The 21,081-nt window shown below is 36.1% G+C and carries 16 protein-coding genes; 7 read left to right on the top strand and 9 right to left on the bottom strand.

The features are described from left to right. Nucleotides 1–444: 444 nt before the first annotated feature. On the bottom strand, nucleotides 445–2,607 hold the full coding sequence (locus tag DKG80_RS13695) for a PKD domain-containing protein (protein ID WP_109831919.1): 2,163 nt from the start codon (nucleotides 2,605–2,607) through the stop codon (nucleotides 445–447). A 437-nt stretch (nucleotides 2,608–3,044) separates the two neighbouring features. Then, nucleotides 3,045–3,236, bottom strand: coding sequence for a cold-shock protein (locus DKG80_RS13690; protein ID WP_109831918.1), 192 nt, complete (start codon nucleotides 3,234–3,236; stop codon nucleotides 3,045–3,047). Between the two features lie 216 nt (nucleotides 3,237–3,452). Between DKG80_RS13690 and DKG80_RS13685 the strand changes: the two genes are divergently transcribed. Next, nucleotides 3,453–4,127: a hypothetical protein gene (locus DKG80_RS13685; protein ID WP_109831917.1), complete on the top strand. Its 675-nt coding sequence runs from the start codon at nucleotides 3,453–3,455 to the stop codon at nucleotides 4,125–4,127. 4 nt (nucleotides 4,128–4,131) lie between these two features. On the opposite strand, the gene DKG80_RS13680 is transcribed toward DKG80_RS13685, so the two are convergent. From DKG80_RS13680 to DKG80_RS13655, 6 genes are read right to left on the bottom strand one after another with little or no spacing between them, the layout of a single operon-like run. Beyond that, on the bottom strand, nucleotides 4,132–5,613 hold the full coding sequence (locus tag DKG80_RS13680; RefSeq protein ID WP_109831916.1) for a cryptochrome/photolyase family protein: 1,482 nt from the start codon (nucleotides 5,611–5,613) through the stop codon (nucleotides 4,132–4,134). Further along, nucleotides 5,610–5,744 (bottom strand): DUF2256 domain-containing protein, encoded by a 135-nt coding sequence (locus DKG80_RS13675; RefSeq protein ID WP_185140169.1) that lies wholly within the window; start codon nucleotides 5,742–5,744, stop codon nucleotides 5,610–5,612. Before DKG80_RS13675 ends, DKG80_RS13680 begins: the two co-directional genes overlap by 4 nt. Further along, nucleotides 5,737–6,372, bottom strand: a complete 636-nt coding sequence (locus tag DKG80_RS13670; protein WP_109831915.1) for a flavin reductase family protein — start codon at nucleotides 6,370–6,372, stop codon at nucleotides 5,737–5,739. The genes DKG80_RS13675 and DKG80_RS13670 overlap by 8 nt, the downstream gene beginning before the upstream one ends. Then, a complete protein-coding gene (locus DKG80_RS13665; protein WP_109831914.1) occupies nucleotides 6,372–7,838 on the bottom strand; it encodes a cryptochrome/deoxyribodipyrimidine photo-lyase family protein in 1,467 nt (488 codons plus the stop codon). The genes DKG80_RS13670 and DKG80_RS13665 overlap by 1 nt, the downstream gene beginning before the upstream one ends. Next, entirely contained in the window at nucleotides 7,835–8,107 is a 273-nt protein-coding gene (locus DKG80_RS13660) for a TIGR03643 family protein (protein ID WP_109831913.1), read from the bottom strand. The genes DKG80_RS13665 and DKG80_RS13660 overlap by 4 nt, the downstream gene beginning before the upstream one ends. Further along, entirely contained in the window at nucleotides 8,104–8,580 is a 477-nt protein-coding gene (locus DKG80_RS13655; RefSeq protein ID WP_109831912.1) for a flavin reductase, read from the bottom strand. Before DKG80_RS13655 ends, DKG80_RS13660 begins: the two co-directional genes overlap by 4 nt. Nucleotides 8,581–8,656: 76 nt before the next feature. Between DKG80_RS13655 and crtD the strand changes: the two genes are divergently transcribed. The 3 genes from crtD to DKG80_RS13640 are packed head-to-tail and all read left to right on the top strand — an operon-like array spanning nucleotide 8,657 to nucleotide 11,913. Beyond that, entirely contained in the window at nucleotides 8,657–10,135 is a 1,479-nt protein-coding gene (gene crtD / locus DKG80_RS13650; RefSeq protein WP_109831911.1) for a 1-hydroxycarotenoid 3,4-desaturase CrtD, read from the top strand. Next, nucleotides 10,119–10,781: a carotenoid biosynthesis protein gene (locus DKG80_RS13645; RefSeq protein WP_109831910.1), complete on the top strand. Its 663-nt coding sequence runs from the start codon at nucleotides 10,119–10,121 to the stop codon at nucleotides 10,779–10,781. Before crtD ends, DKG80_RS13645 begins: the two co-directional genes overlap by 17 nt. Next, nucleotides 10,774–11,913 (top strand): lycopene cyclase family protein, encoded by a 1,140-nt coding sequence (locus tag DKG80_RS13640; RefSeq protein WP_109831909.1) that lies wholly within the window; start codon nucleotides 10,774–10,776, stop codon nucleotides 11,911–11,913. Before DKG80_RS13645 ends, DKG80_RS13640 begins: the two co-directional genes overlap by 8 nt. Before the next feature lie 53 nt (nucleotides 11,914–11,966). Here DKG80_RS13640 and DKG80_RS13635 read toward each other — a convergent pair whose 3' ends face one another. Next, nucleotides 11,967–14,414, bottom strand: a complete 2,448-nt coding sequence (locus DKG80_RS13635; RefSeq protein WP_109831908.1) for a glycoside hydrolase family 2 TIM barrel-domain containing protein — start codon at nucleotides 14,412–14,414, stop codon at nucleotides 11,967–11,969. A 470-nt stretch (nucleotides 14,415–14,884) separates the two neighbouring features. Between DKG80_RS13635 and DKG80_RS13630 the strand changes: the two genes are divergently transcribed. From DKG80_RS13630 to DKG80_RS13620, 3 genes are all read left to right on the top strand, one after another. Further along, the gene (locus DKG80_RS13630; RefSeq protein WP_109831907.1) at nucleotides 14,885–16,570 is read left to right on the top strand and encodes a sulfatase family protein; all 1,686 of its coding nucleotides are present in this window, start codon (nucleotides 14,885–14,887) and stop codon (nucleotides 16,568–16,570) included. Between the two features lie 256 nt (nucleotides 16,571–16,826). Continuing rightward, nucleotides 16,827–18,647 carry a hypothetical protein gene (locus DKG80_RS13625; protein WP_109831906.1) on the top strand — a complete coding sequence of 607 codons (1,821 nt, stop codon included), beginning with the start codon at nucleotides 16,827–16,829 and terminating at the stop codon, nucleotides 18,645–18,647. Between the two features lie 478 nt (nucleotides 18,648–19,125). Beyond that, nucleotides 19,126–20,628, top strand: coding sequence for a PKD domain-containing protein (locus DKG80_RS13620; RefSeq protein WP_109831905.1), 1,503 nt, complete (start codon nucleotides 19,126–19,128; stop codon nucleotides 20,626–20,628). Nucleotides 20,629–21,081: the final 453 nt, after the last annotated feature.

Genomic DNA, 21,081 nt, shown 5'->3' with positions numbered 1-21,081 from the left:
ATGAAGCCCTTTCCAATGATTAAATGCTATGAATAAGCTTGACTTTCCTCAAATCTAACTTACTCAATCAATATGCTAGTGCCACTGATTATTTGATAGGAAATGGTTTTTAGGGAGATGACCAAATTTTACTGGGACGCAGTTCGACTGGATCTACCGAGATTTATATTAACGTAGCTAATTCGAGTTCCATGCAGATCAAAAATCCCTTAGATTTTTATCCAATAGGAATCACAACTCAATTATTTCCATAGTTCAATTTTCAATCAAGAATAATTATTCATTTACCTACTCCTAGGTATTTAAAATAGCTAATTATTTGGTGTACAGACAGGTAGTTAGGATTTCTATTGATTAAACATTAGGGCATAAAAAAACAGCATTGGTATTTCCAATGCTGTTTTTCTTAAGCTAACTGACCACTAAGTGGCAGACTGATTGCTATTATTTTTCATCTATGATGATATAATCAATTTCAAAGATCATATCTGTGCTTTCGGCAGCGGCATGTTCTTTTCCAATTTTAGCTTGAACTACGAAAGATCCAGTACTCATTTCAGTGTTTACAGTAAAGTCTAGTTTAACTACTACCCATTTACTCATACCACTTATTTCAGTCCATCCATCAGAGTATGGTGTGGCTTCACCATCAAAGTTCTTAGTAAATGTTCCAGATGTAATATTTGGAACAGCACCACCAGCACTTATACCACCTTTCTTAAAGGCTCCGATGATGTTATCATTATTTCCATAGTTATTATCAAACTCAGTGAAATACCATCTAAACTCTAATGATCCAGCATTATTTTGGTCACTTATTGGATTGACGTTTCTGAATTTCATTTCTAACGTGTAGTCTCCAGCAGGAATTGCCCCTAGATCTGCTGTTCTTAGCACACCAGGGTTTAACGAAGCAGAGCCATCATTTGGTAGGCGAATACTCATAGCAGATACACTTTCAGGAGTGTCTCCATAGGTAACGTTAGCAGCCGTCATTCCATTAGTCTTAGATTCATAAATCGACCAGCCAACACCATTGTTGTCAAAAGTATAATCAAACCCTGCTCTTTCGATTAGGTTATCAATAGACTTGTTAGTGATTGATTCATTCGTCAAAGTAGGCATGTTAGTACCAGCTCCAGTCATGATAGAAGGATTGTATGAAACAGTTACCGTAGTTCCTTCTGCAAACCTTTCTGTAAGGTTAACCACCAAAGTAGAAGTGTTGTCTCCATAGGCAACAGACTCAATACTTTCTGCTGCTCCACCATCTACACTTACTGTGATATTAGTACTTTCCGAAGATGGATCTTCGATAGCTTGATCGAATATCAATAATATTTGATCACCAACTATATTAGATTCTGCAATGCTTAAAGTGGCATCTTTAGGAGCTACTACTGTAATGTCTTCTGCAGCAGAGGTGACAGTGATATCGTGAATGCTAGTAATTAAAACTAAGCTGTAATTACCTTCTGTCTCAAAAGAGTAAGTCAATGTAGCAGCTGTTCCGATTGTTGTTTCTGACATATCTCCTTTGTCCGTCAATATCCATTGATAAGTCGCGTCAACTGTACTACTGCTACTTAGAGTAAGCGCTGGTGAAGCTCCTCTAGGTAAGTCAGATAAATCTACACCTGCAGGAATTGCTATCTCTGAAACAACTGGGACAACGGTTAGTGTCGCACTAGCATTAGCGCTAAGTCCATCATCTGGTACGGACGAACTTACTGAAATAGCAAATGTTCCTGGCTCTTCGAATCTAATACTAGGGTTCGTTTCGGTAGATGATTTATCTTTAGAATCATCAGCCTCGTCAAATGTCCATGATACGACCGCATTTGATACCAATCCTGTAAAGTCTATAGTCTGTCCTTGAGTAATCGTCGCAGAAGGGAAATCGGCTTCTGATGAACCTGTACTTCCAGAAACTGTTCCTTCAATGCTAGCCAGAGGATTAACCGTAACAAGGTCCTCTATAGTATTAGTAACATCGTAGCCGTTAAGTGATGAAACAAGAGTCACATCATGTATACCTGGTTGATTATACTTGACAGTCACTTCCGTAGCAAGTCCATCTATTTCTCCTAGTTCAGTACCAGGCAAAATCCATTTAAGGTTTTCAGATGTTATATCTCCAGTAGAGAAAGTTGCTTCTTCTCCATCATTGATAGTAAAGGCTTCATTTGGTAAGAATGATCCTTGGGCCGTATCGTATACTACGATTGGGGCGTCTTCAGAAAGGCTTCCATAGAAACTTCTGCCGTCTTCTTTTCTAGTAAGTCTTACACTGGCATCATAGATGCCCGAAGCAGCATATTTTACTGAAGGCGCTATTTCGGAAGTACTGTCAGGGTCACCACCGTCTAATAACCATACAAAATCAAATGAATCGGCTAACGTATCTTGACCAAAGTCAAATTCAATTACGTCTCCTATATAAATGGTGTCATTATCGATTGATAAATCTACTACTAGGTCTAATGTGTCGATTACATTTATGACAGAAGTAGTGGGGTTTTCTTCCTCATCACAGGAATTAAGGAATACTGATAGGGTTATACCCAGCATCAGCATTACGGATAGTTTAATCGTTTTTAGTCTCATCTTATAAAAATTAAATTGCACACAATTGCAAGGACAATATAAGAATGAACATAAGAGAGAGCGGGGGGTATACTGAGTGTGTCTATATTCACCCTGCTATGAAAGATAATATTTACCCCTCTTTCACCTTACTCCAAACCTAATTGGCAGTGCTTTTAATCATTCAAATTACGAAATCTCACTCTTCAATCTGGCTCTAGAAAAGTCTGGAGGTGCTTGATTATGAGTGTCGTTCTCCATTTGTATAATACTCAGGAGATCATTTATTTGTTTCAACGAACAACTTATTCCAATAATTGTGTTCGTGATTTTGTATTCGAAAATCCAATAATTAATTGAATACAAAATATAAAGTCTACCTTATGCAGATGCAATAAAAAATCCCGACTTGTTTAGCAAGTCGGGATCGCATTCTAAAATATATACTTCTTATATTATTAGACAGCCTTAACGCTTACCGCATTTAGACCTTTTTTCCCCTCTTTCAACTCGAACGTTACTTCATCACCTTGTTTCACGTCATCTACTAAACCTGAAATGTGAACGAAGTACTCTTTCTTAGAGTCTGCGTCTACGATGAATCCGTATCCCTTAGACTCATTGAAGAATTTTACTGTTCCTGTACTCATTAAATAAAAATAATTGATAATAAAGTCAGTAATATAATTCGAATCTTGTGCGATACAATTTGTTTGCAGTTATTTTTTTGAAAGTCAATGTTTTGTAATTGTTACCAAAGGGTAAAAGCTAATCTACGTAAGCTCTCAAGACAACAGTAGTCGCGAGTGCTTTGAGAATGCACGTCTTAAATAGTTATGTTTGTCAAAAACAAAGATTAATCAAAAATGAAGAGGCTATATATACTTACTTGGGTACTGTTTTTTTTCGCGTTTACAGTTAATGCACAGAGACTAGAAGTAGGTTTAAAATCAGGGAAAGTTCTAACACCTTCTGTAATTGTTTTGGATAAAATTTATTACGATGATGTTTATTTAATAGCTGACTGTGATAGGTTTAGTCCTGATGAGGTTTCTTATTATCAAAATGAAGAGGGGTATTATAAATGGTATTTAATGCCTGTTATTGATGCTGGGTTTAGAGTAGTAAGATTTTCCGAAGGGGAAATTTCTACCTATGGCCGAGTAGATCAGAGGTATTATAAAGATAGAACTGTTGCTGATGATGTAAGGGATAAGCATGCTGGATATTTTCAGAAACAAAATCAAGAAATGCAATCCATTTCTTATTTAAACCTATTACCAGCTCTGGAAGGGAATTCAGCAGCTAGAGCGTATCTTGAAAAAACTGAAAAGATGAACCGATTAGCTAAAATTGGGTTTGGTGTAGGTGCAGCCTTGATTGCAGGAGGGATAGTTCATTCCATCGCTGCAGTGAGTGATAACAGCTCCAACTTTTCTCCAATATTTTATCCTGGGCTTACTATAATGGCAACTTCTATTGCGATAAGAATTCCTTACAAGAAAAGACTTAGAAAGTCCATAGAGATCTACAATAATTGACCAATTACCTTAATGAACTTAGAAAATGCTCTGCTGTTTGGTGGAGCATTTTTTGTTGGGAAGGAGTTTTTTTATCGTAGTTTTTGATTAGCATTCCTAATCTAGGGTTTTTGATAAAAAATGTCCTGTGGATATCCATGAATCTCCAGAATAGTGAGTCCCAGATTGTTTGCCATTCGCCCTTAGGATAATTGCTCATTTTCATGATATAATTTGACCCACTTATATAAGGCTTAGTTGCAAATAGGCCTCCATCGGCAAATTGACTCATACCATACACGTTGGGAACCATTACCCAGTCGTATGCATCGATAAAGAGCTCCATAAACCACCGATAAACTTCATTTGGGTCAAACTCGCAGAGAAGCATGAAGTTCCCAAGTATCATTAGCCTTTCGATATGATGACAATATCCAGTTTCCAATACTTTTCGAATGGTTTGATCTATAGGAGGAATTCCCGTGGTGCCATCGTAAAAACTCTGAGGAATTTTTCTTTTAAAACCCCAGTAATTTCTAGTCCGTGAATACCGGCCTTTACTGTCATACATTCCTCTAATGAACTCTCTCCAACCAATGATTTGGCGTATAAATCCTTCTAATGAATTAATTGGGATATCGAGATTTGCTGATTGTTCCAATGTGAGATCGATTATTTGATTAGGACTCAGTAGTCCTACATTTAGCATTGGAGTCAGTATACTATGATGTAAAAAATTACTTTGGCTGACTATTGCGTCTTCATAATCCCCAAACTCTAGAAGCCTTACTGAGATGAATTCTTTTAGCCAACCTTTTGCTGATTCTGAATCTGTAGGGTAAATAGGATTAGTATCTAACGAACCATAATTACCTGAAAAGTGATGTTCTATATACTTTACAGCTTCTGACCAATATTCGTCTGAAGTTGGCAATTGAATACTCGGGGGAGTTTTACCTTTAGGATATTTTTTTCGGTTGTCAACATCGTATGTCCATTGGCCACCTAAAGGTTGTTGGTTTTGATCTATTAGTATATTTCGTTTTACTCTTTGTTGTTTATACCAAGTCGTCTGAAAAAATGATTTTTTATTGGGCTTGAAAAATGTTTTTAAATCGTCTAAGCTGTTTAAAAAATTAGGATTTTCATATGAATGAGAATCTAAGCCATAGGTTTTGAGTGATTCTCTTATTTCTGAAGACAACCAGTCATCTGTAGGGTCAATCCAGTGAACCTTTTCAATTCCTTGCTCTTTGAAATGTTCAAATAGAACTTTACAGTCGTTTTTTGAATCCTGGGCTTCAATATATTGTATATCAAGACCTTTATTCTTCTGCATGTTTTCATATTTCTTCATTGAAGCCCTATTAAAAGCCAGTTTTCTTTTGTGAAAAGAGTATTGGTTAAAAAATAGGTGATGCTCTATCAAGAAAATTTGATTTCCAGAGCATAGCATAGGGAGTTTATCAAATAATTGATGAGGAAAAAGGATGATAGCTTCTTTCATTTCTTATTTCTTCTACATTTCTCGCTGCAATATTTGACTTCATTCCAGATGTATTTCCACTTCTTTCTCCAGAAGAAAGGCCTTTCACAGACTGGACATATTTTCTTTGGTAAGTCTCCTTTTTTAATCATCCCAAACAGGTGTTTCAGCTGGTCGAGCGTAGGGTAAATCAAGTAGCTTATTTAGTCCATAGTAAGAGTTGAGACCGGAAATACCAACCCCGCCAATCTTGGATAAGTCTAAATGATATCCATCCATTAAGCAATCATCGGAGATATCAATAATCTGTACTTCACCAATGATCATTATTGTTCCATTGATGGCGATCGGTAGTTCTTCGACCAGCTTTAAACCAATCTTTACAGAGCTATCCTTTACAAACGGAGCATGGAAATTGTCTAAATATTCATCTTCGATATTGCATCTTTCAAATTCAGAAACTTCACGATCGAATTTTGCTGATGTGTAGTGGCCTTTTTCAATTAAGGATTCATTTACATGATTAATAGTATAGTATCCTGTTTGTTTAATGTTTTCGTAAGTGTGCCTAGGGACATCTTCTGTAGGTCTCATGATGAAACCAAATAGAGGCGGTGCACTGCCTAGATGAACTACTGAGCTGATAATTGCCAGATTGGGTTGGCCTATATCAGATTTAGTTCCGATTAAATTAGCTGGTTTTATACCTGAAATTGAGTTGATCAGGTTGATTTTTTTTAAGTGTTCTAGTTTATCTATTTCCTTTCTAGTGAATTTCATCAATCTGTAGTTTTCTGTCTTCTTGTATGAGTTCGTAAAATTCTTTGTTGTTCTTGTTTGACCAATGGATGTTTTCGATGTCCCCAAATTTTATCTCTTGCTGCCTTACCACTTTCTTTTAAGTCTACTATCGGAGCTGGGTAATCATGACTTATTCGGAAGTCGTAGAGCTCTTGTTCTATAGAGGTCATTTTCCAAGGTTCGTGGATGTACTGTACTGGTATTTTCTGGAGTTCAGGTAGCCACTTCAAAAGAAAAGAACCATCTGTATCATGATCTATAGATTGTTTGACAGGATTGTAAATTCTTACAGTATTGATTCCAGTAGTACCTGCCTGCATTTGAAATTGAGGATAGTGAATTCCAGGTTCATAGTCTAGAAACAACTGTGCTAGATGATACACTCCATTTTTCCAGTCTTGATCAAGATGGTGACATAAGAAGGAAACTAACATGGCTCTCATTCTGAAATTTATCCAACCTGTTTGTTTGACAGCTCTCATGCAGGCGTCTACCATTGGGTACCCTGTCATTCCTTCTTTCCAAGCATTTAGTTTATCAGGTGAATTATCCCGTTGCAGTAGTTCATAGCCTTTATTGATACATCGGTATTCATATGCACATTCTACTTCAAATTTTTGGATAAAGTGACAATGCCATTTCAATCGAGTAAGAATTCCTCTTCTAGCACCTTTGTGTGATTCAAGGTTTGGATGAGATTTAATGAATTGATAGGCTTGTCTTATGCTTAGATTTCCCCATGCTAAATACGGAGATATTCTTCCACATGATTCTCTACTTTGTCGAGGCTTAGAGATATGAATATGATAAAAATGACCTCTTTTCTCACAAAACGATTTTAAATATTTCCAAGCATTAGTAGATCCTGCGGGTTGGAAGGATTTGGGGTATTTTTGAACTCTAAGTAAGAAATTTTTAGGAAGAGGAAATGGATTAGAAAAAGCAATTGAGGACTTAGAAAAACTATTTTCAATAATTGGTTGATTCATAGTGATGTACCAGTTTTTGTCCCATCCATCTCTATTTTTCACTCCTCTGATCACTCCATCTCTTTGGTATTCTTTCCAGACAATACCGTGTTTTCTGAAGAAGCGAGATATTTCAAGGTCCCTTTGCCATGTTTTTTGAATCCCATTTTCTTCATGAGAATATACAGTTCCAATTTGATAATGCTCCTCAAAATATCCAAAGACTTCAATAGCTTCTGCATAGAATTTCGTAGTTGATCGGTTATAGTATTTAAGTTGGTTGTCCATGTCCAATAATGAATGATAGACAAATTGCAAATGTCGGTCTGATGTGTCAGGGTGGGAAATAATTGAAGTTTCGAATATGTAAATAATAAGATAAGGATTTGATGACAGTTCAGCGTTATAGAGTGGAGCATGGTCGTCAAGTCGTATATCTCTTTTGAGCCAGACAATATCCAGAGTCTGTTTTGTCATTTTCTTTTACTAATCATATTTTTTGATATTGACCTTTGACGAGAGCATTTAAACCTCTTTATCTCTGCACTTCTTATATGAAGATGTTTAAGTTTAGTGTGCTGATGAACTCTTTTTCGCCACCTTTCGAACGACTTTCTTTTAAGATGCTTTCGCATCAATTTGATCACATCAGCCTCTGATAGTTCAAATTGTTTTTCAATCGCTTCAAAAGGAGTCCTATCTTCCCAAGCCATTTCTATCACTCTATCAATTTCTTCACTCTTCATAAGATCAGTCCATGGTCTATTAAATCTTGAAACATTAATCCTTGATTGTTATCGAAGGACTCACTTTTTGCTGCTTTGAATAGTAGTAATTCATGATCACCATTAGTATCAATTATATCTTGTAATTCAAGTTCTACATAGGCTAAGCAGTTTTTCAATACTTGATTTTTCTTCCAATGTGTAAGTCGATCATTTTTGGTCAAAAAAGATGCTTTATCGAATTTTATTCCTGACTTTTTACCTAGAGGTTTAATTAAATCAAGGTGGTCGGTAGATAGATATTGAAGTACACTTCTTTTTTTAAAAGTCTTTAGGTTAACAAGCGTCTTCGTATTTTGGTAAACAGCTATGGAGAAAAGTTTAGGTTTGAGGCTAATTGGTGTAACATATGTGCAGATATTCATATTCACATCATGATCATAGGTAGCCAAGCTGTACACTGGATGATTAACCAAATTCCAAGGTTTTCGCATGCAGTGGCTAACGAGTTGATGCTAAGTTTTGTTTAACTTTCGAACATAAAAACTTAAACGTTCGTAAATCGGTCTAATGGGAAAATCAAAACAGCCAAAAGCAATAGTTGTAGGAGCAGGCATAGGAGGTCTGGCTGTAAGCATTAGGCTTCAGCTATTAGGGTATGAAGTAGTTGTTTTTGAATCATCTGATCAGCCAGGTGGTAAAATGGGTGTCAAAAGATTAGGTGATTATCGGTTTGATACAGGACCCAGTTTATTTACTATGCCTCATTTTGTTACTGAACTTTTTCAGTTAGCAGGTGAAGAGATCAGTCAGTTTCAATATTCCAGAAAGGATATAGTTTGCAATTATTTTTGGGAGGATGGAAAAAGGTTCTCAGCTCCAGCAGACATTCAAAAGTTTTCAGAAAAGGCAGCAGAAAATTTTGACGTAAGCCAGTCAACAGTACTAAGCTATTTAGACTTAGCAAAACAAAAGTATAACTTAACTGCCCCGATATTTTTAGAAAGATCTTTACACAAACTCAAGACTTATCAGCATTCAAATGTGATGAAATCGATCCTCTCTATAGGATCTTTAGGGATCAATAGTACTCTTGATAGAGTAAACAGGAAGGCTTTTAAGGACAAAAATTTAATTCAATTCTTTAATCGCTATGCGACTTATAATGGTTCGTCTCCGTACCAGACGCCTGGGATTATGTCTATGATTCCACATTTGGAGATGTATGAAGGTACTTTTTTCCCAAAAGGAGGAATGCATGCCATAGCGCAAAGCCTTTATAAACTAGCACTGAAAAAAGGTGTATCCTTTCGTTTTTCGGAACCTGTGAAAAGAATCTCATATATTGACGATCAAGTAAATGGAGTAGAGACCAGTGAAGGGTTTGAGTCGTCTGATATTGTTGTTTCTAATGCTGATGTCGTACCTACTTATAGAAAGTTGTTACCTGATATAGCTGAACCTAAAAGAGTTTTAAATAGTGAACGCAGTAGTTCGGCATTAATTTTTTATTGGGGTGTCAATAAAGAATATCCAGAACTTGATTTGCACAATATTCTTTTCAGCGATGACTATAAAGAGGAATTTAAGTCTTTATTTGAAAAGAAAGAGATGTATTCTGATCCTACGATTTACATCAATATTACCAGCAAAGAAGAAAAAACAGATGCCCCCAATGGTTGTGAAAATTGGTTTGTAATGGTCAATGCCCCAACGAATATTGGACAAAATTGGGATCAAATAAAAACGGAAGTAAGAATAAATGTGATAGCTAAAATTAGCCGCGTTTTGAAAACGGATATTGCTTCTCACATTGATGTAGAAGATGTTTTGGATCCTGTGAAAATTGAGACTCAAACCGGCTCTTATCAGGGATCTTTATATGGGGCTGCTAGTAATTCTAAGTTTTCAGCCTTTTTAAGACATCCAAATTTCTCCTCTCGTCTAAAGAATTTATATTTCTGCGGTGGCTCAGCCCATCCAGGAGGAGGTATCCCTTTATGTTTATTATCTGCTAAAATAGTCGCCGAAAATGTTCCTCACCCTTAAAAAAAGACTCATTTCAATTCAAAATAAAAATATTCTTCTCGGGATATTCATTCTTTGGCTATTTCACATATCTGCTATCATTGGAATTTCCATTGGCTATCATGAATGGTTTGTGACCAAAACTCCATTGAATCTTCTTTTAGTTTTTCTAATAACTATGTATTCTTTCCAAGTTAATTCCATTAGGAAAGCGTTTATATTCTTGATTCCTTTTAGCATAGGAATGCTGGTAGAAATTATAGGAGTGGCTACTTCATTTCCTTTTGGACAGTATAGTTATGGAAATAATTTAGGGATTAAACTTTTCGACGTCCCATTGGTTATTGGTATCAATTGGGTGGTATTATCGTTAGTCACATCTGACTTGTCTAAATTGGTCAACGTTTCAAAATGGATTAGGTATGGAATAGCTTCATTTTTGATGGTTGTTCTTGATTTTTTCATTGAGCCGGTTGCTCCCAAATTTGATTTTTGGGAATTTTCTACTGACAAAGCACCTCTAGAAAACTATATTTCATGGTTTTTAATAGCTTATTTAATTCAGTTTTTGATGGGACAGAAAATACAAGGAGATAAGCAATTGTCAATTCATACCTTTTTAGTTCAGGTAGTCTTTTTTGGATTTTTTTATCTCTTGTATGCATAAAGATATTGCTATCATTGGAGCAGGAGTATCTGGTCTACAATTAGCCATTGCTCTTTCTGAGGATGAGTATTTTAAGCATCATCAGATTGTTATTATTGAGCCTGACAATAAAAATACTAATGAAAAAACCTTTTGTTTTTGGGAAAAAGGCAAAGGCAGGTGGGATGAAATAGTCTCGAGTAGTTGGAGAAAAGGTGATTTCTTTTCTTCTAATGGTTCCATTGAGCTGGCTATGAATGGGTATGTCTATAAAATGATACGATCTCTAGATTTTTATTCATTTGCTAAGTCCAAACTCTCCACATGCAACAATGTAGAGTGGATAAAGGCAAAAGTAGAAAGTGTTGGTAGAAATAAACTCGTTTTATCCAATGGAGAAAGCTTGAGCGCCGAGGAGGTATTCGATAGTAGATTAAATCCGTTATTTCAAAACTCTGATAAGAGTATAAATCTGATACAGCATTTTAAAGGATGGGTAATTAAATCCAACGATCCTGTTTTTGATCCGTCGAGATTCACCATGATGGATTATAGAATTAGACACCCTGAGTATACAGCGTTCAATTATGTGCTTCCTTTTGATTCGAAGACTGCACTGATCGAATATACTTTTTTTAGTCCTGAGACTATAGATGAATCCGAGTATGACAGAATCTTAAAAGAATATATAGAAGGTACTTTAGGTATTAAATCTTTTGAAATAACAGAGACCGAGGTCGGTCAAATCCCCATGAGTAATTTCCCTTTTGAAGAAGATAATAGAAGGCATTATACTCGAATTGGTACTGCTGGAGGTTGGGTGAAAGCTTCTACGGGGTATTCATTCAAGAGAACAGAGATTTTTGTTGATAAAGTACTGATTAATCTAAAAGAGTCTAGAAAAGCATCTTCTGGCTTCTTTAAATCAAGGTTTAAGATCTACGATACTTTATTGCTCTATCAACTGTATTCTGATAATAGTAAAGGTGAACGGCTGTTTGATACACTTTACCGGAAAATAGAGGCCGATTTGATCTTTAAATTTTTAGATGAGAACACGTCTTTCGTTGAAGAGTTTAGAATAATGAATTCTTTTAAGCCCGTTCCTTTTATGAAAGCTTTTTTTAACTGGTATCTCTTTGGTAAGAAATAATTTAAAACCACAGAGCACTATTCATTTTGATGGTGCTCTGTGATTTAAGAATTTTATTTTGAACTTAATCCTAAAATAGCTGATTTAAGACCATTAGATGTTGCGGTTAGCTTGATCTCTCCTGCTTTTTTAGTTGATTTTAAAATAGCAAGACACTTTCCATTATAAGCTTTTCTATAATCAGCTTGAAAAGGTTCATGGCTTAAATTAAATCCATTGCCAACTCCAGCAATTGTAGCTTCACCTTCAAGTTCGAAGTTGACTAAGTTATCAGCCAGCGGAACCAAATTACCATCTGTATCGAGAATTGAAACTTCTACATAAATTAGGTCTTGACTATCAGCAGTCATCGTAGATCTACGTGAAAATAGCTCGATTTTAGCTGGGGCACCTGTGGTTACCACTGATTTTTCCGCGATCACATTGCCATCACGTTTAGCAACTGCCTTTAATTCTCCAGAAGTATATTTAACATCCCAGTATAGCGCATCTGCTTGAGTGATATCGTGATGCTTAGTGCCTAAAGATTTGCCATTTAGGAAAAGTTCAACTTCATCTCCAGTGGTAAATACTGTCACTGGAACAATCTCTCCTTCGTGACCTTTCCAGTTCCAGTGAGGAGCTAAGTGAACCATATCAATTCCGTCTTTCCATTGAGCTTGGTAGTAATAGAACGCATCTTTAGGGAAACCACAAAGATCAATTGGACCAAAACTAGATGATCTAGCCGGCCAACTATAAGGGATTACCTCGCCTAAGTAGTCAAATCCTGTCCAAATAAATTGCCCCATTACATATGGCTTGTTTCTTACAATTCTCCAAGCATACATACCAGCCTCATATTCCTCTCTTCTGTCTAGGAAAGTTTTAGTGTCTTTATGAGAATAAGGTAGTATTGTATTGCCTTCTTTCTGTGAGGGTAAGTAGAACTCACCTCTTGCTCTAAATGGCACTGCTGAACCACACTCAGTTATGATCATTTTACGTTCCGGGTAAGTTTCACGCTGCTGCAAAATGTTTTCATCTTTCATATAATTATAACCAGCAACATCCATTATTGACATAGCTTCCTCATTAGGGAATTGGCCCCATGCGTAGCCATTTACCCCACAAGTAGCCGGACGATAATCATATTTGTGAATGATATCCTGAAGATGCTTGGCAATTACAGGTCCATCTTCATCTCTCATTTGATCGATTTCGTTTCCAATACTCCACATGAATATAGAAGGATGGTTTCGATCTCTCAAAACCATGTCTGTCAGGTCTCTGTCACTGTTCTCTTTGAACAAATGAGCATAGAACTTAACTGGAATCCTTTCTTTTTCACCGTCTTCGTGGAAAGTTGTTGGTTTTTTAACAACTTCCCACTCATCAAATGCTTCATTCATTACAAGCATTCCCATTTCGTCACACACCTCAAGGAATTCTTCTGAAAACTGGTTGTGAGCGGTACGGACAGCATTTACCCCCATTTCTTTTAGAATTTCCATTTGTCTTTGGATCGTTCTCCTATGTATTGCTGACCCTAATGGCCCACCTGCATGATGCAGGCATACTCCCTTTAGTTTAGTGGTCTTTCCGTTGAGAATGAAACCGTTTTCGTTGTTATACTGCATGTTTCTGAAGCCAGTTTTGTTGTCTTTGGTGTAAATAACTTGGCCTTCACTGATCAATGTAGTAGTAAGAGTATAAAGATTTGGGTTTTCAGTATCCCAAAGTTTTGGAGAAGAGACATTTATAACTTCAGAGAAAACTTTAGACTCACTAGTAGATAGATTACCACTTCCTTCTTGAGTTGCTACTATATTACCACTAGGGTCTTTTAGGCTATACTTAATAGTGAAATCTTTGACTTCGGAGAAATCATTTTTTACTGTTGTTTCTACCTTTAGTGTTCCATTTTCTGTATTACAGTCGTTTGCTACCAAGTATGAACCCCATATAGGAATGTATAGCTTATTCGTAGAAATCAATTTTACATGTCTATAAATACCAGTTCCACTGTACCATCTTGAACCTGGTTGCTCAGAGTTGTCAAGTTTTACAGTAATGGTATTTTTTCCACTATAGTTGATATGTTCTGTCATATCATAGTAAAAAGCCACGTAACCATAAGGTCGTTCCCCTAGAAAGTTTCCATTGATCCAAACTTTTGAATTTCGATATGCTCCATCGAAGTAAATTAAGATACGTTGTCCTTTTTTTTCTGGAGACAGTTCAAAAGTCTTTCGATACGTACATTTCCCCGTAGGAAGCCACCCTCCTCTGGAATATGAAGGATTTTCTTTGCTAAACGGACCTGAAATACTCCAGTCATGCGGTAATTCCACATCTTCCCAAGATTCATCTTGGAAGGTCATAGCTTCAGCACCCTTGATGTCGGTTTTGGCAAACTTCCAGTCAAAGTCAAAGTTTTCAATAGTGTTTGGTTGGTAGGTGGTAGAGCAGCTCGTAAGACCCATTAATAGGACGATGACCGCATGCCATAATAGTCTCATTTGTTATGAAATTTTATATGTTACTAGTCTAAAATTATATTACTAAGTTAAGACCAGAGTCTTCTCGCATATTGGTTCAAGCCAAGTTGCTTTCATTTGAGGTCTGTTTTAACACTGTTTTGCCCCTGATCAACGGCATGTTTAGTGAGCATATGACGTGTTAAGGTCCATTATAACTCTAAGAAAGGTTTTTTGAGTAGGAGAAAATATTCTTTTTCTCTGCTTTTGAAATAATTTATCCCCTCTATTCAGTGTTTTTTATTTCCCAAGATCAACGGGTAGGGAGATAACTTTGTTTAAAGAAATCATCTAACAACATATGCATATTCCGAAAGGAAAAGATGATAAAAAGAAATAGTAAGTATATAGTAGTTTTTTAGTGCGGCGCATCTGATCCCCCGATCATGCGCTGCTTTTGTTTCTACTCATAGCTAACTTTGATCAAAGCATTATAGACAATTATACTAATTATGAAATACAAGATTAAAGTCCTTCACGTATTGGTAATGGGCCTATTGGCAATGACTCAAATGAGTTGTTCTACCAAGGAGAAGGCACCTAAGCAACCCAATATCATTTATATCATGTCAGATGATCATACTACTCAAGGAATAGGGGTGTATGGGAGTAGGTTGGCTTCGTTAAACCCAACTCCAACGTTGGACAAGTTGGCAAGTGAAGGTATTGTTTTTGATAACTGTTATGTCACGAATTCAATTTGCACACCTAGTAGAGCTGCTATTATTACCGGTCAGTATAGTCAAGCAAATGGAGTTTTGGACTTAGAAGGACATATACTTCCTGAGAAACAATATTTGCCAAAGGAAATGAAGAAGCTTGGTTACCAAACTGCAATAGTTGGTAAATGGCATTTGCATGAAGAACCATCAGAGTTTGATTTTTACACAGTTCTTCCTGGACAGGGTAAATATTTTAATCCTAAATTCAGAGTAAGAGGAGACAAGCCTTGGCCAAATAGTACAATCAAAACAGAAGGTCATTCGAGTGACGTGATTACTGATTTAACATTAGATTGGTTGAAAAATGGAAGAAAAAAGGATCAACCATTCTTCTTAATGCACCATTACAAAGCCCCTCATGATGACTTTGAATATGCGCCTAGATATGAGGACTATTTAGCCGATACTTTTATTCCTGAACCGGAAAGTTTGTATGAATATGGGAATCATGGTTCTGTTGCTACTAGAGGCGTAAATGATTCTTTAACCAGATTTGTTGGTTCTTCAGTTTCTCATAGAAATTTAATCAGAAGACAAGCAAATAATATTTACAAAGGAACTGAAGAGTCAAGAGCATATGGCGTGGCAGCAGAGGTTTTAGAGGGCGAATTTGTTCCATTTGATCATAGTGACCCTAAGGAAAGAGAATATACAAGCAAGGTGTATCAAGACTACATAAAATACTATTTAAGGTGCGTCAAAGGAGTAGATGATAACTTGGCAAGACTGTTCAAATACTTGGAAGAAGAAGGTTTGATGGATAATACTGTTATTATCTATACAGGTGACCAAGGGTTTATGTTAGGAGAACATGATTACATTGACAAAAGATGGATGTATGACGAATCTATGAGAATGCCATTTATAGTCAGATACCCACCTTCGATCAAGTCTGGCTCTAGAACAGACGCTATTATAAACAATACAGATTTTGCACCGACAATGATTGAACTTGCAGGAGGTACTGTGCCAGAATATATGCAAGGGCATAGTTTCAAGTATATCTTAGAAAATGAAGGTGAAGAACCAGAAGGGTGGCAGCAGTCAACTTATTATAGATATTGGATGCATTTGGCTCATAGACATCAAAATCCCGCACACTTTGGTATTCGTACCAAAGATTATAAGTTGATTTTCTTTTATGGTAAGTATTGGGTGGATACTGATGATCCGAACGCAGATTGGAACAAGAAAAGCTGGGGTAATGCATTTACTATACATACGCCTGTGGCTTGGGAATTTTACGATCTAAAAAACGATCCTAAGGAAATGAATAATGCATATGCTGATCCTGCATACACAGATATCATTGCAGATCTTAAAGAACAATTAGCTGCTAAAAGAAAAGAATTGAATGAAGAGGATATTAATTATCCTCATATTCAAAAGGTTATTGATGAACACTGGGACGATTAATAATCTTTTAAAGAAAGCAAAAACAGTTCAGGGAGCAATTTCTGAACTGTTTTTTTATTCACCTGACATATATCATAATATTTTGGACAACGCTGGAAGCAATTGGCAATTTCTAGCTATATCTTTGTGATTATTTTATAAGCTGTCCTGAAAGCCTGTTATCAAAGTTGATATTCTATTTTCTGTAAATGGAATTACTTTCATGCTTTCTAGACAGCTTTTTTGTTTTTAATCGTAAAAGACCCATTAAACAATCATGAGTAAGAAAGAGATTTTATCAATGTTCTTCCTCCTTATCCTTTCTACCTCTGTATTTGCCCAACTCAGAATAGATAAAGCTGTACCGCCACCGTTTGATGCTGCAGCTATAATAAAGTACTGTGATCACCCTGTGGGTATTGAATATGGTATTCCAGATATAAAATATTCAATGCAAACACTGAAAGATCGAGATTTAGAGATTCCAATACAATTGAGTTATCATCCACTAGGTATCCGTGTAGAAGAAGAAGCTTCATGGGTAGGACTTGGATGGTATTTACAAGCTGGTGGATTTATTACTCGAATAGTAAGAGGAGAAAACGATTTTGGGTTATTTGATTTTCCAGATCAAAATAAAGCTAAAGGGTATCCTTTTGAGCATATAAAACCGTGTTTCGACGATTGTGAGGAAAACGAAAATGATGATTTTCATGCAGGAGTTTGTGAGGGTAAAATAGATTCTGATCCAGATATATTCTTTTTTGATGTTTTAGGGATGAAAGGTAAATTTTTGTTAACTCCCGATCATGATTCTGACAAAGAATACATTGATGTAGAGTTGATTTCCCCGAAAAACATGACAGCAAAATATTTTTTGAGATCAAATCGTTGGCAGATTGAGGATCAAGAAGGGTATGTTTATGATTTTTCTACTAGATCTACTACTTACTGTTTGAACAATTATTTTGATTACAAGCACAATTCACACAAGTTGAAATTTGATGTGCAGGAGTCAAATTCCACTTCTACTTGGCATTTGGATAAAGTCACTTCACCCAGCGGAGTGGTAGCAGAATTTGAATATGCCACTGACTTCAAAAGCGATGGAACTTTCCAAAAAATGAATATTAATGATGAAGATGTTTGGGACGTGCACTATTCATCTTATTGTTTTCCAGAGGAAGTAGAGAATGTCCAAATTATATCTCAGAGTCAGTATAAAGATGTATATCTTAAGTCAATAAATATTGGAGAATACACGGCCAATTTTATATTTTCAGAACAAGATCATATTAAGCCCAAATTAGGTATGATGAGTAAGTCAAACCGTCTATTTTCTGATTTAGGAGACGGTAAAGCACGGCAAAAATTGGATGCTATTATTATCAATCAAAACGGAGATAGAGTTCAAAAAGCATCGTTTTCTTATTCCTATTTTTGGAACTACGATGAAGAGATTTTGCCATCAGTTTATTCACGATTAGAGCTGGATAAGCTTGTATTAAATACCAATGGCGTTCAGCAAACAAACGAGTTTTTTTACAAGGATAAGTTTGGGATAATACCAAAAGAAAGTCATGCAAGAGATATATGGGGATTTTACAATGGAGAAGAGGATCTGTATAATATTACTCCTTCAGATTATTTCAACTACAGTCAACCAGAGAAATTGCTTCAACATGAAAATCGAAGCAAACACTACTCTCTTGATCACATAACGGAAGCTGTTTTACAAAGTATTAAGTACGGAGATGGAAGAGTAGTAACATACACTTTTGATCATCAAGAGTTTTACCACATTGATCAAGAGATTTCAGATCATTTTGAGCAAAAAGTAGCAGAATCTAATCGCGAGGATCATGAACTTACTCCTTTTCTGTTTGGAGGGCTAAGAGTCAAAGAGGTCAAAGAAGAGTTCGATGGACAAACAAAGCTTACTAAGTATGATTACACTGTAGATGGTAAAGAGGATGGTAAGCTTATTATTTCTCAATACAGTCATGCACACAATGGATATGGTCACAAGACTTCAGGAAATCATTGTGTGAAGTATGAAAATGTCAATGTAGAGACTATCTCTGCCCCATTAAATTGATGAGGAATTCTTTTTAATTTAGATCTAAAGAGAAGAGGAGATATTTAAGTCACATGTTAATAAAAATGTGACTTATGTCAGTAACAAATTAACTACAAGATCTACTTTCTAAGACTGTTTATGGTCTTTGCTATTTGTTTGTATAATGAATTCATAAACATGAAGGTTAGAGGGGGGTATTATATCAATTTGGTAGGTTAATCTGTAAAATTCATTGATTATCTGATGTTACGACCTTGTTTTTGTTTTGTATTTACGATATTGAATTCGGTTTAAAAATGTAGTGAGTCATTATCTAAGCAATTTATGTTTAATAATGTTCAACGGATTGGGAGTCACATATAGTTATGTGAGCTGTTTTGATAGAGTAAAGACGCTCTAGTCAATTTAGTATTGTTTGGTTGAAATGAGCAGTTAATTGAGTTCATTTTTAACGTTTCTATTATTCTTTTCTAGTGGACATCTAATTGTATATGTAATGAAAAAGCCTTTATTGAAAATATCGATATGGGCAGCTATTGTATTTGCTGTCTATTTATCGAGTTGTAATGAAGAAGAGTCGGGAGGTGGAACAGCCCCAGGAAGAAAAGTCGATGCTGTAGTAGCAGATCGAATAAGAATTCCTAAAGGAGACTCGGTTAAATTTAAGCACGAGGGTTCTGACGTTCTGAGTAGGTTATGGTCGTTTGATGGCGGAGATCCACAAACTTCAACAATAGATACACTATATGTTACTTATGAGGAACCTGGTGATTTTGTAGCACATCTGACAGTAGATCATGAATCTGGAGATAGGTCGGCAAGAGAAGTTTCTATTAGTGTTTTGCCTGATTTACAAGTAGCAATAGAAGCTGATGCTGATGTGGATAATGGTATTTATTCTATCGCAGAAACGTTGCCAATAACATTTACGGATTTGTCAATAGGAGAACCAGATTCCTATGAATGGACTTTTATTGGAGGAAATCCAGAAACTTCTTCGGAGCAAAATCCTACTGTAACCTATGAAACGGAAGGTGAGTACAACGTAAGATTGAAGATTTCTAGGAATTTGGACGGTATGGAAATGGATTCTACTATTACAGGTTTGGTGACTGTAACACCAGTTGTAGCCGTAACCGCTAATTTTGAATCTGGTACCCTTAATGGAGGAGCTATTGACCCAGTATATATGATTGACGTAGGGGGGAGCATGGACTTTTTAGAAACATGCACAGGAACTCGGGATACATATGAGTGGGAGTTTCCGGGATCGACAACCGCTACGGCTTCGGGTCCAGAAGTAACTGGTATTAGCTACTTTGAAGCGGGTAGATATGATGTTACTTTAACTTCTTACTTTTCGGGTATTAAAGACACGAAACCTGAATTTACAGGAACTGAAACTAAGGCTGTGGTACATGTTTTTCCAGGTATACAAGCATGTGGAGGTTCAGGAGATAATTTGATTGGGTGTGGTAATTTCGAAGCAAAGAATGATGGTACAGTAGAGAAAGAAAAGTTAACAGCAGATTGGATTGCCTATAAAGATGGAGGTGGAGCTGTGGTGATTGCGGAGAGCGCAGGAATCGAGCACCTAGATACTTATGAAGGAAGAACAGGTGTTGTTAAGTACGTTAAGAATGCTAGTTCAGTAGTTGTGTTTGGGCAGTCTTTTATAGCAGATGGAACGTCTAATTATAAAATGGAAGTTGGACTGAGAGGTGAAAGTGCTGTAGCTCAAGTGAATGTAGGTTTCTATGAAGTTATCAATGGAGTAGTTCAAACCAACTGGGGAGTTACAAAAAATACAGGCTCTTGGGTGAATAGAAATGGTTCTCCTGCTACTGGTACTGCATATAATAATGCTTGGGGTGATCTAGTATGGACTGCTAGTGGAGCAAAGGCTCTAGGTGCTGGAAAAGAGTATGTTGTAGGAATTAGAATTGTGCAGCAATCGGGAACATGGTATTTCGATTATATGAGAGTTAAGAAGGAATAAAAATACTATAGAATAAAATTTAAAGGCTATCTCACCCTCTGAGATAGCCTTTTTTGTTTGTAGGTATAACACTAGTTAAGTTGGACTGTAATTATTATGGTATTTAATATCTAGGTCCTCGATTATGTTCGTATAGCATGGGCTTATTTTCATAGATCAGATTTCTTATTTCTTAAATGTGAGTCTTTTATCAGTACAAAACATAAAGTGAATAATGAATGCAGAATTATACAAACTGTATTCAAAATACATAATACCCCCTCTTAATAGCTTAAAATGTGATCATTAGAGCGAATTTAGCCCGTTTAACGGGTAGAATATCTATGGTGATTGGAGGGGGGATAAAATATTTTTGTTAATGATGATTAAGGGAATTCTCGTCTTCTTGATGAATTTATTAAAACTAATGATTCACTTTTTTGAACCACAAAGAAGACACGACAAAACTCTTAT

This window comes from Reichenbachiella versicolor (assembly GCF_003171675.1).
GTDB lineage: Bacteria > Bacteroidota > Bacteroidia > Cytophagales > Cyclobacteriaceae > Reichenbachiella > Reichenbachiella versicolor.
This window is presented reverse-complemented; position numbering and strand designations above follow the sequence as displayed.